Genomic DNA, 12,109 nt, shown 5'->3' with positions numbered 1-12,109 from the left:
GCAATTGATTTACAGATTAGTTACTTAGGTAATATTGAAAGTGTCCTAAGATGGAAAGTTACTAAATCACCTTGCGATGCGCAATGCCTCGTGAGCCAAATTATAATCACGTGAATTGTACAAATGATCGAGACATTTACAAGGTCAAATCAAGAAGTTTCTTGAACCTAGACCTTTATATTGCGCCACTTAGAAGACTGATTAGGCGCTAGCTTTTGTAGCAAAGCCTTGAAATCTCTAATATTCACCGCTGGCCCACCAGAATAGATATTGGCGATCTCGTCTGCCTTGGCATCAAAGAAGGTACGCTGCAAGAGATTGTTAGGACGGCGTTGACTCAATTCCTCAAATTGTCCTATGTAGCTTTGTAAATTCTCCTTGACCTCTTTAGGATTGAGCGCAAATTTATCTAGCCCGTTAAGGTGATAATCAAACATGACCTGACGATAGGCTGCATAGGTCTCTGACAGCATATCATTGTTCAATCGATATCTTGAAACACGACCGTTACCATCATTAGGATTCCAGCCTACGTTTCTTGATGATTGCGCTAGGTTGACGACTTGTTGCGCTTCCTCATGGAACTCTTCACCACCGCGCAAGGCAAACGTATCTGCATCAATACCTAACATCGTGTAAGCATAAAAGGATAAAAGAGAAATTAAATTACTCTCAAACTGGGCATTGTTATAAAACAACGGCTCATTCTCAACATATTGAAAACGTATATCGTTATCCTTGAAATTAAACGTGTTAGTAGCGTACGTAGAGTTGAATACAGGTCTAGACAAAGACAACTGGAAATTACCCTCAAAAATATTATTCTCAAAATTTGACACCACAAAGATCATACTGGCATCGATACGCTCGTGATCTTTATATTCCTTGTCAGTCCACTTAGTGTTATTGATAAACTCTTGTATAGATCGTTCCAGCGTCCCAAATACGGATGCATCTGGCTGCGCCACGTTTTGCGCATTTACCTGCACTGTCATATTGAATTCTTGGGCTGTTGAAAAAGCACCAATAAATAATAGAAGTATGGCGAGTTTAAACGACCTGTTTAATAATTTCATTGACAATATCTTTTGCCACGTCAGCCTTCGATTTTAGAGCAAATTCCTGATGCTCGCCTGATCGATGGATCATGGTAATCTTGTTAGTATCTGTACCAAAACCTGCACCTTTATCTCGCATGGAGTTTAAGATGAGTAGATCGGTGTTTTTCTTTTTTGCTTTCGCGAAAGCGTGCTCCAATTCATCATTTGTCTCTAGAGCAAAGCCTACGAGAAAAGGTCGATGCTGTAACGCACCTACACTCGCCAGAATATCTGGATTCTTCACGAGTTCTAAAGATAACGTATCCTCGCTTTTCTTTATTTTACTGTCCGCCGGATTTGCAGGACGATAATCTGCCACGGCAGCGCTAAATATGGCAATATCCTGATCGCTGATATGTTCATGAACGGCATCATACATTTCTTGGGCGCTCTTTACATCTAGTCTATTGATAGAACTTGAAGTTGTCACTTGACTAGGTCCCATGACCAGCGTTACCTCAGCGCCTTGATCTAGCAATTGATGAGCTAACTCGCTGCCCATCTTACCACTGCTGTGATTGCCTATAAAACGTACGGGATCAATCGCCTCATAAGTCGGACCAGCGGTTATCAGGCACTTCTTACCGTACAGTGGTTTATTTTTTAATATGGATTGCTGGACAAACTCGATGATTTCTTCAGGCTCTGCCATGCGGCCTTTTCCTGATAGCCCACTTGCCAGTTCACCATCGCCAGCAGGAATCATAATGTTACCGTATTCCTCGAGATGTTCAAAATTTGCAGTAGTTGATGGATGCTTGTACATATCAAGATCCATGGCTGGAGCAAAATACACGGGACACTTTGCACTACTGTAAACAGCTAGCAGCAAGTTATCGACGTTGCCAGTGACCATTTTGGACAATGTATTGGCAGTTGCTGGCGCAATTATCATGTAATCTGCCCAAAGACCTAGCTCTACATGATTATTCCATAAATCGTTTTCATCATCTTCATTAGTAAAAGATGACAATACGGGATTTTTTGAAAGTGTAGATAAGGTAAGCGGCGTGACAAAGTCTCTAGCTGCTGGCGTCATTACCACCTTAACAGCAGCGCCCGCTTTTACAAGCAGGCGCACTAGGAAAGTTGATTTGTAAGCAGCGATACCACCAGTAACACCTAGCAATATGTTTTTACCGCTTAAAATACTCATCATGTATTATTCAGAAACGCTGGTGTCTCTGTGATAGATTTTACCATCCATCCACTCTTCTACTGCGATAGAATGTGGCTTTGGTAATTTCTCATAGAATTTTGAAACCTCAATCTGCTCTTTATTTTCAAACACTTCTTCTAGAGAGTCATTGTAAGTAGCAAATTCTTCAAGCTTCTCGATAAGCTCTTCCTTGATTTCAGAATTTATTTGTTCTGCACGTTTTGCAATGATAGAAATCGCTTCATACATGTTACCTGTTGGAGCCGTTAGAAGATCTCTATCATAGGTTACACTTGTATTGGGTGCTTTTAGATTTTTAGTATCCATAGTAATTGGGTAAAATTCTTAGTTATTAAAATCGTTGATCTTTTCCAGCAAATCCTGTGCATCTTCTTGAAATTCACTCGCTGGATAACGAGTTGCAAAGGTATTATAATATTCCTTAGCTTTTTCAAGTCTTTCAGGAATCAATACAGGCACGCTTCTAATAGCATAATTGTACTGTGAATCAATGAGATAGAAATGGGCATCGTCCTGATATTCCGATCCAGGATGCTCGATGATAAAATTCTCAAAGCTGGTTATCGCCGTTACAAATCCACCTCTCAAATTAAGGTAAGGTGCTCGTTTATAATATTGTAGGGCAATTTCAAAGGCTTTTTTATCGAGCTTTAATCGCAGTTCCTGCGTCAAGGCGTTTGCCTCGTCAGCGTACTCGCCATTAGGATAAGTATTGATATAATCCTGAAACTTGGCCATTGCACGTTCAGTAGGTGCTTGATCTTTGGAATAGATAGGTGCCATTTCATAGAGGCTTTTACCTACCATAAAAGTGGCATATTCCCTTTTGGGACTGGTGATATAACTATTCTTGAAAGTCTCAAACTGATAACCGCTTTCTGGATAGCGCCTGTCAAAATACAATGCATTAGCGAGTTTAAGTGCTAGCGGTGCTGCACTATCAGTACCGCGATATTGAGGCACAACTTGCTCCAGTAGATTAATAGCTTTAGTATATTTCTCTTTATTATACAAACTATCGATGGTGCGTATTTTAAACTGGTTATCAGTTGATTTAAGCGCCTTTTGATAATTGGAACAGCTAGCAATAACGATAGCTGTGAGTACTAGTAATAAACTTTTCTTCATCTACTTGATTTACTGGACGGCAAATGTATCGTTTTGCCTATTGACAGTTCAATTATTGAACGCTTTCTTCTTGGTTTTGGTATGACTCTAGAAATGATTGAAGCCTGGCTCGCAAATCATCATCAACAGTCACTAGTGGTAATCTTACAAATTCTTCACAGATACCTAAATGCTTGAGCAACGACTTGATTCCTGCAGGATTCCCTTGTTCAAAAATCATATCGATACTTGCTGCAAGTTGATAATGTAGTTCATACGCCTTATCAACATCGCCGTTAAGACCGTAACGTATCATATCACTAAAATCCTTAGCCATGGCTTGCCCTATCACCGAAATCACGCCAGCGCCACCAGCAAGTGTCATAGGCAAAGCAATCATATCGTCGCCAGAGATCACCATGAAATCCTTGGGTGAATACTGTATCAGTTTCATCGCTTGTACGAGATCGCCAGCGGCTTCCTTGATCCCAATGACATTGTCACAATCGTGAGCTAATCTCACAACAGTTTGCACCGCCATGTTTGATCCTGTACGACCAGGAACATTATACAAGATGATAGGTTTGTCAGTGGCAGCAGCTACAGCTTTAAAATGTTCATAAATACCGCGTTGACTGGGTTTATTATATGCAGGCGAGACAGAAAGTATCGCACAAAAAGGTTCCAGATCGGTAGCCTTTATTTGATCCACAACTACTTGTGTATCGCTACCACCTATCCCTATTACTAGAGGTAAATTGCCGTCGTTGGCCTTAATGATGGTTTTTATCGCTGCTTGTTTTTCTTCTTTTGTTAGAGTCACACTTTCTCCAGTGGTTCCCATCACTACTAGATAATCAGTACCATTGTCAATTTGAAACTGCACCAGTCGTGCTAATGAATCGTGATCGATTGTGCCTTTAGATGTAAAAGGTGTTACCAGCGCCACGCCAGTACCTATAAGTTCCTGCATTTTAATTTTTTATAATCGTTAGATATTTTTTTAACTCACGAGTAAAAGTATCTACATCCTTCATTCCTACATCAATTGCAATGTCATAATGCGACTCTTCTTGAGTAGGAAAACCTACCTTCAATTTTGAGTGCAAGGCATGTAATACATAGGACTGCATAATTGTAGTATGGTTTAAAAAGTTGATTTGAAGATCAAATTTTTTACTCAACAATTCTTTTAAGTCATCACTCGCCAGGCCGCCTGACCATTTGATCGCACCTTCATCAAGCAACACCTCATTAGGTCTTGCAACTGCTTTTTTATCGCTAGTAAATCCTACAGGAGTGAGCTCTTTCAAAGTTAGAAGCTCTTTCCAGCTTTTTAAAACCGTCAAATCCGGCACCTCATCGGTATTGTAAAGAACAATCGCACTATCCATCGACGAGATGCTGCGATCACGTCCCATTTGCTTGATTTTTTGCTCCTCAAGGCGCAGCCATCGATGCTTTAATACGTCAAAAATCATGTACTTTTACTTACCACAAAGGTATAACAATCACATATGATAACACAGTTGCTACAAGGGCGCATGAGAGTTTTTGTTGTTTTAGCTTTCGCGAAAGCGTTACTACTATCAACATCTTGCAAGACAGAAACTTACACCCTAGAAAAAACAGTCTATCAGCAAGAGCAAATTGACTCCACAGAAGCTACTGTAAGTACTTTCGAGAGATTCATCGCACCTTACAAAGAACGTCTTGATCAGGAAATGAACGACCCGCTAAGTTTCAATCCAGCGGCGATGTATAAAAATGATACGCCGCTCAACACGCGACTAGGAAATTTGATGGCTGGTATCGTGAGAGAACAAGCCACAGCGGTCGTAAAAAGCCGTACGGGTAACGATATAGATATGGTATTACTCAATCATGGTGGAATCCGGGCTGGAATCGATGCAGGATATGTCACGACGCGCACTGCCTATGAAGTTATGCCATTTGATAATGAGATCGTGGTCGCACAATTGCAACCACAACAAATGAGAGAACTAGTTGCCTACCTTGTAGAGAGAAAGAAGGCGCATCCCATCGATGGACTTAAAATAACAATGGATGGTGATACAGCAATTGAAATTTTACTGGATGGCAAACCAATAGCTTATGATCGCGATTACTACGTCGCGACCAGTGATTACCTGCTCACAGGCGGCGACAATATGGAGTTTTTTACTAAGGCTGTTGCCAGCTATAAAACAGATTACAAAATACGCAATGCAATGATTGACTACTTTAAAATGACCGATACTCTAGGCTATAAAGCAGACGATCGCTTCGCTCAAAAAAATACGCCATGATCCAACGCAGAAAATTTATTAAAAACACCACCGCTGGAATGATGGTAGGTGCTGGTTTGTGGAGCAATACAGCCATAGCAAATGGATTTTTTAGTTCAACTATTGAAGCAGACAAATCACTAAGAACTAAAAAAATCACCATCCTACACACTAACGATACTCATTCTCACATTGAGCCCATCAACGGTGGTCGCAATGATGGTCGTGGTGGCGTTGCCCGTCGAGCAGCATTGATAAATAAAGTAAGAGCAGAAAATCCAAACACACTGTTGTTGGACTGTGGTGATATCTTTCAGGGCACGCCTTATTTCAACTTTTTTGGTGGTGAATTAGAGATTAAACTCATGACCATGATGGGATATGACGCGGCAACTATAGGGAATCATGATTTTGATAATGGTATTGATGGTCTTTACAAACAATTACCGCATGCTGATTTTGATTTTGTCATCTCCAATTATGATTTCTCAAACACCATCATGGATGGGAAGACTAGAACGCATCGTGTTTTTGTTAAAGATGACGTGCGTATAGGACTTTTTGGTATTGGTATTGAATTGCAAGGATTAGTTGCTCCTAGCATGTATAAGGAAACTCAATACCTTGATCCTGTAGAACGTGCTCGCGATATGGTCAAAATGCTGCGCGAGGAAGAAAACTGCGATCTTGTGATTTGCATGTCGCACTTAGGATATAGCTATCGCGGCGATAAAGTGAGTGACATCTCTCTCGCCAAAGCCACCAGCGGCATCGACCTGATCATAGGTGGTCACACGCATACATTTCTCGATAAACCAGAACTGGTCACTAACGCCGCTGGAAAAACGGTAATGGTTAACCAGGTAGGCTGCTACGGTATCAATGTAGGCCGCATCGATTTTTATATGAATCAAGGGAACCTTGAAGCTGGTAGTGAGGTTGTTTATGAAATATAATTGCCCACAATGTGAAAAAACCATTGAGAATTTTAATAACTCTTCTGATTTTCCTCATTGCGTGCGAATCTTATGCGCAGGAATTTAACAAAGTATATTACGGAATAGCTTCTGACAGTATCAATCGAGACCACTATTTAGAATTTAAAAATGACTCAGTCGTCGAACTAATTTCTATTCACGTGCATATGCAACCTCAACTGAGAATAAAACTGACTTACTCAAACAACGAGGGAAATATCTTAATAGAATCTGACCAAGAAACGAAACAAGACGCGAACCAAATAAAGCAATACGGTTTCAATCCTTTTTTGAATGAAATTCACATTGAGAAGGACGGAAAAGCACTGCTCAACAAAGTGGATGGAATAGTCTATGTTATTTACGATGACTTCAAAAACAAAAGTTACACAACATATATCATTGACAGTATTAAATATCGACAAGAAAATGCAATTGCCAATTCTTACGGATTACTGGAAAGAAAACCGAAGAGGAATCGAAAGTTGAAAAGAAAACTCAAAAAAATAAAATCGGATTTATATAATTATCAAATAGAAGTGTATAAAGGAATTGACGCCTATTTAAAATACGGTTATGATAATGTTTTTGGAGTCATTGAACTAAAGCGTACGTAAACACTGTGGACAATCACACATTTTACTCATTGCTATGAAGTTGCTTAATCGAAGTTAAAGCGTATTTAGAAATCGCCAAATTTATCGCTGATTTGAACGATACGAGACGTGTACGAGACCATTACTGATTAAGGGTTAGAATACCTATTCTTTGACGCTTATTTCAATAAAAAAAAGCCTGACTATTCATACAAGAACTCGCGTTTCTTGACCAATTTTCTTGCTAGCGCTCCATCTCTGTAAGATTCCTCGGTTTCTTTAATTAGGTAGCCGTTCTCATCATATTCAAAGGTATTTAAGAAACGATAATTATCACTAGTTCCTTCCATACTGGTCACGCCGTTCTTGCCTCGTGTTATCAAAACACTCACTCGTTGTTTGCGCTCACCTTGTCGCGTTCTATATTCTGTAAGTGTAAATACGTTAGGCTCATCAGTGTAAGAAAGTGCAATGTCAGTTTCTGCTACTTTATATGGAACTTGATCATCTACTACATTCTCGACCCAGTAAACGAGTGAATTATTTGCTGGAAGATCTTTAATGGTTTCCAGCGACCGTTTTGACTCAATCGCTGTGAGCATTCTCTCACCGTCATAAGTAAAGCTTTTTAATTTATCAGTCAATAGATCTACTTGTGGATTGTACTGATAGGCTTGATTTTCAATAGTACGGATGGAGGTAATTCTATCATTCTCATAATATGTATAGAAGGTAGTTTTTACAGGTTTCATTACAGGCGCTGGCAACAAACGTATGATGTCGTCTGTATATTCATCTTCTACGACTTCTATTACCTCAGCAGCTTCTTCAATTAATTCTACATCCTCATAATCACCATCATTGTCCTGAATCACCGTTTCTTCATTGACGATCATCTCGCCATTGTCAGACTGCTCATCTTCATAAGCCACGCTGCCATCTCTTATTCTTGCCTCTTGCTCAAAATAATCTGTTCTTACTAATCTTTTCTTCAAATCATAGTGGTAGGAAATACTATCAGTTTCAGAATATTTGGTTATTAGCTGGTCGCCATCAACTATAAAGTGATGTCTGGTAAAAGTTTTACCGTCACGGACGAACTCTAATGCTGTGGTCGTATTTTCTAGTTTTCTCTGCTTGACAAACCTCCATTCGGGTTGAATGCTGCGCTCCTCTTCTATGGAAATAGTGCGTTCATTATATTTTTTAAGACTATCGCCGTCCAGTTCATAATAAGTTATGACCATGGCGCTTGCCTTAGGATCTGCCGATTCCACGTTTTGCATTTTGACACGGTTCAAAGAATTTCCCAGAGCTTCAATAGGATCGACAACCTCAATGGATTTTAGCAGTTCTCCTGCATTCCAATCCTGCGCGACGGCATTAGCAGTGAATATTACAATCAATACGGTAATCAGATACTTCATAATCAATAGTTTTAGTTGGCAATCAATTCTAGAAACTCAGCCTCACTGATCATCTCTACACCTAACTTCTCAGCTTTTTCAAGTTTTGATGGGCCCATTTTTTCACCTCTTATGAGGTAGTCTGTTTTTGATGAGATTGAGCTGCTTACTTTACCACCATTTTTCTCGATGAGCTTTTTGAGGTCGGTTCGAGACATTTCAAATACTCCAGAGACGACGATGCTTTTACTTGCCAGAATATCTGTTTGACCTTCCAGCTGCTTCTCGCTTAACTTCATATTGAGTCCATGATGTTTCAAACGCCCGATTATTTCGCGATGTTTCTCGTCCGTAATAAAATCTACAACCGATTCTGCAATGCGTTCTCCTATTTCTGGAATTGCAATTAACTCTTGTATTTTTTCTGCTTTCGCGAAAGCGGAACCATCGTCTACACTACTAAATAAGTCGTCAGACTCTGAATCATCTGATGCCGGCATGGCCATGAGTTTGTCCATGCTATTGTAGTGATGCGCTAGTTTTTTGGCGACCGTTTCACCCACATATCGTATTCCCAAAGCAAATAGCACGCGCTCAAACTCTACTTGTTTGCTTGCCTCTACACCTTGCACTAGATTTTCTGCGCTTTTTTGTGCCATGCGTTCCAGCGGTAAGATGTCATCAGCGGTTAGATCATACAAATCTGCATAATTATTGATCATTCCTGCTTCAACCAATTGATCGACCGTCTCTGAACCAATGCCGTCAATATCCATTGCCTTGCGTGAAATAAAATGCTGGATGCGACCCTTAATTTGTGGTGGGCAACCTATGTCATTGGGACAAAAATGTTGCGCCTCGCCAGCTTTACGTTCTAAGGCTGTATTACATTCTGGACAATGCGTTGCATAGGTTGTTGGCTCGCTATAATCTGGTCGTTGTAGTAAATCTACAGCAACAATTTTAGGGATAATCTCGCCACCTTTTTCCACATGGACGGTATCATTGACTCTTATATCCAATCGCTCTATTTGATCAGCGTTGTGCAGACTAGCTCGTTTCACGGTAGTTCCCGATATCTCTACAGGCTGCAAATTTGCCACAGGCGTGATCGCGCCCGTACGGCCCACTTGATAGGTTATTTCCTCAAGAATGGTTGATACTTGCTCTGCACTAAACTTATAGGCCATCGCCCACCTAGGTGCTTTGGCTGTAAAACCTAGTTCTTCCTGTTGTCTAAGACTATTGATTTTAATTACAACGCCATCAGTTTCATACGGTAAATCCTTGCGACGCTCATCCCATTTTTGAACATAATCAAGAACGCCATCAACACCGCTTACCAATTCACTTTCCTGCGGCACTTTAAAGCCCCAAGAACGTGCTGCTTCTAATCCTGCGTATTGGGTTTCAAAAGGCAAATTGTCACCAACCAACTGATAAAGCAAACATTCTAACGGCCTTGAAGCGACGACACTACTATCCTGTAATTTCAAACTACCGCTAGCCGTATTACGCGGATTGCGATACAGTTCTAGACCTTGTTCCTCTCGTTCCTCATTCATTTTATGAAATCCATCCCATGGCAAAACGATCTCGCCTCGTATCTCAAATTTTTCTGGGATGTTATCGCCTTGTAGTTGTAACGGTACTGATTTGATGGTACGCACATTTGCTGTTACATCGTCACCTTGTGAGCCGTCACCGCGAGTTACGGCCTGGACAAACTTGCCTTGCTCATAGTGCAGGCTAATACTTGCACCGTCGTATTTCAACTCGCAAACATATTGGATATCGCCATCCACTATCTTTCTATTGCGTGTTTCCCAATCCTTGAGATCGTTCTCATCATAAGAGTTGTCAAGCGAGTACATGCGATTGATATGCTTGACGGTTTTAAAGTTTTTAGTGATTTCACCACCTACTCTCAAGCTAGGACTTGATAGATCTGCAAACTCTGGATGTGAAGCTTCTAGCGCTTTGAGTTGCTCTAGTTTTTTATCAAATTCAAAATCAGAAACGCTGGCATTATCCTGTACATAATATTCATAATTGTATTGCCTTAATTCTGCTCGCAGTGTTTCTATTTGCTTCTTTATTTCCATAGCTAATTAATCTTGTGAGATTTGTTCTTGCCAGCATTTCATCATGCGGTCATTGCGATTTAGGTCTTGCCGCAGCTCATACTCAAATCCCAAACTCGCCGCTAGTTCCTTCATTTGATTGCCTAAATATTGATTGATCTCAAAGTACACGACTGTTTTAAAATGTGGCTTTGCTAGCTTTAATATCGCACTATAAAACTTGAGCGCATCGCTATTAGGAACAAACAAGGCCAACGATGGGTCGTGATCCAGTACGTTGGTATGTAATTCTGATTTTTCAAGTTCTCGCACATACGGCGGATTGCTAACAATAACATCGTAGAAAGGCAGATTTTCTATCTGTAAGATATCTAGTTGCTTTTGCTCTACTTTGTTATCCTTGAGAACATTCTGAGAATTGTTCATAGCAACTTTTAGGGCTTCTGGCGAAATGTCTGCCAGCGTGACCTTAGATTCTTTTAAAGTTGCTGCTAGGCTTATTCCTATACAACCAGAGCCTGTTCCTATATCAAGAATTGTGACCTTAGGATGTTTGCGGTAATCCTTGATTACCCAATCTACTAGTTCTTCAGTCTCCTGACGTGGAATTAACACTTGATCATTGACGGTAAATACGTGACCGGAAAAATGGGATTTGCCTGTGATGTGTTGCACTGGTTTTCCTGTCTCTAGCTCCGCAAGTGCATTGAGAAGTAGTTGCTCATTTAAGTGAGTAAGTGGTTCCGCACCGCGTATCATGATGTCTGCACGACTCCAGTTGAGTAAATCCTCGCATACAATTTTGAGGATAGAATCAATCTCTTCAACAGGATATAATTCCTGTAGTCGATCACGATATGTTTTTTCAGTGTCTTGAAGCGTCATTGCAGCAATTATAAATCTAGTATCATGTGAATGGGACAACTATAATGACCAGTGCCGCCCATTGGCTTATCCAGCATAGAAAAACCCACACGTTTGTACAATCCTTGTGCATCATACATATTATCCATGGTCTCTAGATACATGCGCTGATATTTAAATTTGCGAGCGGTAGCCATGCATAGCTCAATCATCTTCTTACCATGACCTTTACCTCTAGCTTCAGGCAGGAAATACATTTTTTGTAATTCGCAAACGTTACCATCATAGTTATCCAGCTCAGCTACTCCAGCAACGCCCATGATTTTTCCTACGCTTTCTAGAACGAAATATGCTGCTCGTGGTTTTTGATATGCCGCATACATAGATTGGGTTGCAGCATCACTGTAAGCAGTACCTTCTTTAGGTGCACCATGCTCCATGATGACACTTTGTATAATAACTTTTACAGCCTCGTTATCCTGCGGCTTTATAGGTCGTATTCTCATG

General features: G+C 40.4%; 13 protein-coding genes. 3 read left to right on the top strand and 10 right to left on the bottom strand.

Annotation, left to right across the window (positions count from 1 at the left end; translation table 11 throughout):
* Nucleotides 1-167: 167 nt before the first annotated feature.
* From porD to EJ995_RS07130, 6 genes are read right to left on the bottom strand one after another with little or no spacing between them, the layout of a single operon-like run.
* Nucleotides 168-1,076, bottom strand: a complete 909-nt coding sequence (gene porD / locus EJ995_RS07155; protein WP_126447042.1) for a type IX secretion system protein PorD — start codon at nt 1,074-1,076, stop codon at nt 168-170.
* On the bottom strand, nt 1,051-2,256 hold the full coding sequence (gene coaBC / locus EJ995_RS07150; protein ID WP_126448896.1) for a bifunctional phosphopantothenoylcysteine decarboxylase/phosphopantothenate--cysteine ligase CoaBC: 1,206 nt from the start codon (nt 2,254-2,256) through the stop codon (nt 1,051-1,053). Before coaBC ends, porD begins: the two co-directional genes overlap by 26 nt.
* 6 nt (nt 2,257-2,262) lie before the next feature.
* Entirely contained in the window at nt 2,263-2,586 is a 324-nt protein-coding gene (locus EJ995_RS07145; RefSeq protein WP_126447040.1) for a DNA-directed RNA polymerase subunit omega, read from the bottom strand.
* 18 nt (nt 2,587-2,604) lie between these two features.
* Nucleotides 2,605-3,408 carry an outer membrane protein assembly factor BamD gene (locus tag EJ995_RS07140; RefSeq protein WP_126447038.1) on the bottom strand — a complete coding sequence of 268 codons (804 nt, stop codon included), beginning with the start codon at nt 3,406-3,408 and terminating at the stop codon, nt 2,605-2,607.
* Nucleotides 3,409-3,460: 52 nt separating this feature from the next.
* Nucleotides 3,461-4,360, bottom strand: coding sequence for a 4-hydroxy-tetrahydrodipicolinate synthase (gene dapA, locus EJ995_RS07135; RefSeq protein WP_126447036.1), 900 nt, complete (start codon nt 4,358-4,360; stop codon nt 3,461-3,463).
* Nucleotide 4,361: 1 nt separating this feature from the next.
* Nucleotides 4,362-4,868, bottom strand: a complete 507-nt coding sequence (locus tag EJ995_RS07130) for a DUF6913 domain-containing protein (protein ID WP_126447034.1) — start codon at nt 4,866-4,868, stop codon at nt 4,362-4,364.
* 36 nt (nt 4,869-4,904) lie between these two features.
* Here EJ995_RS07130 and EJ995_RS07125 point away from each other — a divergent pair, with 36 nt between their 5' ends.
* Genes EJ995_RS07125 through EJ995_RS07115 form a run of 3 tightly spaced genes read left to right on the top strand, consistent with a single transcriptional unit; the run spans nt 4,905 to nt 7,269 of the window.
* On the top strand, nt 4,905-5,696 hold the full coding sequence (locus tag EJ995_RS07125) for a 5'-nucleotidase C-terminal domain-containing protein (RefSeq protein ID WP_241234608.1): 792 nt from the start codon (nt 4,905-4,907) through the stop codon (nt 5,694-5,696).
* A complete protein-coding gene (locus EJ995_RS07120; protein WP_126448894.1) occupies nt 5,696-6,631 on the top strand; it encodes a bifunctional metallophosphatase/5'-nucleotidase in 936 nt (311 codons plus the stop codon). The genes EJ995_RS07125 and EJ995_RS07120 overlap by 1 nt, the downstream gene beginning before the upstream one ends.
* Nucleotides 6,632-6,642: 11 nt before the next feature.
* Entirely contained in the window at nt 6,643-7,269 is a 627-nt protein-coding gene (locus EJ995_RS07115) for a hypothetical protein (protein ID WP_126447032.1), read from the top strand.
* Between the two features lie 182 nt (nt 7,270-7,451).
* Here EJ995_RS07115 and EJ995_RS07110 read toward each other — a convergent pair whose 3' ends face one another.
* From EJ995_RS07110 to EJ995_RS07095, 4 genes are read right to left on the bottom strand one after another with little or no spacing between them, the layout of a single operon-like run.
* Nucleotides 7,452-8,675 (bottom strand): hypothetical protein, encoded by a 1,224-nt coding sequence (locus tag EJ995_RS07110; RefSeq protein ID WP_126447030.1) that lies wholly within the window; start codon nt 8,673-8,675, stop codon nt 7,452-7,454.
* 11 nt (nt 8,676-8,686) lie between these two features.
* Nucleotides 8,687-10,759 (bottom strand): NAD-dependent DNA ligase LigA, encoded by a 2,073-nt coding sequence (gene ligA, locus EJ995_RS07105; RefSeq protein WP_126447028.1) that lies wholly within the window; start codon nt 10,757-10,759, stop codon nt 8,687-8,689.
* Nucleotides 10,760-10,765: 6 nt separating this feature from the next.
* Nucleotides 10,766-11,623 carry a peptide chain release factor N(5)-glutamine methyltransferase gene (gene prmC, locus EJ995_RS07100; RefSeq protein ID WP_126447026.1) on the bottom strand — a complete coding sequence of 286 codons (858 nt, stop codon included), beginning with the start codon at nt 11,621-11,623 and terminating at the stop codon, nt 10,766-10,768.
* A gap of 8 nt (nt 11,624-11,631) precedes the next feature.
* Entirely contained in the window at nt 11,632-12,108 is a 477-nt protein-coding gene (locus tag EJ995_RS07095) for a GNAT family N-acetyltransferase (protein WP_126447024.1), read from the bottom strand.
* Nucleotide 12,109: the final 1 nt, after the last annotated feature.

Origin of the sequence: Nonlabens ponticola (genome assembly GCF_003966335.1) — a bacterium.
Taxonomy (GTDB): Bacteria; Bacteroidota; Bacteroidia; order Flavobacteriales; family Flavobacteriaceae; genus Nonlabens; species Nonlabens ponticola.
This window is presented reverse-complemented; position numbering and strand designations above follow the sequence as displayed.

Excerpts from the sequence above, each read along its gene's own strand:
- EJ995_RS07125 (WP_241234608.1), top strand. The coding sequence starts at position 4,905 with ATGATAACACAGTTGCTACAAGGGCGCATGAGAGTTTTTGTTGTTTTA.
- EJ995_RS07130 (WP_126447034.1), bottom strand. The coding sequence starts at position 4,868 with ATGATTTTTGACGTATTAAAGCATCGATGGCTGCGCCTTGAGGAGCAA.
- EJ995_RS07140 (WP_126447038.1), bottom strand. The coding sequence starts at position 3,408 with ATGAAGAAAAGTTTATTACTAGTACTCACAGCTATCGTTATTGCTAGC.
- porD (WP_126447042.1), bottom strand. The coding sequence starts at position 1,076 with ATGAAATTATTAAACAGGTCGTTTAAACTCGCCATACTTCTATTATTT.
- prmC (WP_126447026.1), bottom strand. The coding sequence starts at position 11,623 with ATGACGCTTCAAGACACTGAAAAAACATATCGTGATCGACTACAGGAA.
- EJ995_RS07110 (WP_126447030.1), bottom strand. The coding sequence starts at position 8,675 with ATGAAGTATCTGATTACCGTATTGATTGTAATATTCACTGCTAATGCC.
- EJ995_RS07095 (WP_126447024.1), bottom strand. The coding sequence starts at position 12,108 with ATGAGAATACGACCTATAAAGCCGCAGGATAACGAGGCTGTAAAAGTT.
- coaBC (WP_126448896.1), bottom strand. The coding sequence starts at position 2,256 with ATGAGTATTTTAAGCGGTAAAAACATATTGCTAGGTGTTACTGGTGGT.
- ligA (WP_126447028.1), bottom strand. The coding sequence starts at position 10,759 with ATGGAAATAAAGAAGCAAATAGAAACACTGCGAGCAGAATTAAGGCAA.
- dapA (WP_126447036.1), bottom strand. The coding sequence starts at position 4,360 with ATGCAGGAACTTATAGGTACTGGCGTGGCGCTGGTAACACCTTTTACA.
- EJ995_RS07145 (WP_126447040.1), bottom strand. The coding sequence starts at position 2,586 with ATGGATACTAAAAATCTAAAAGCACCCAATACAAGTGTAACCTATGAT.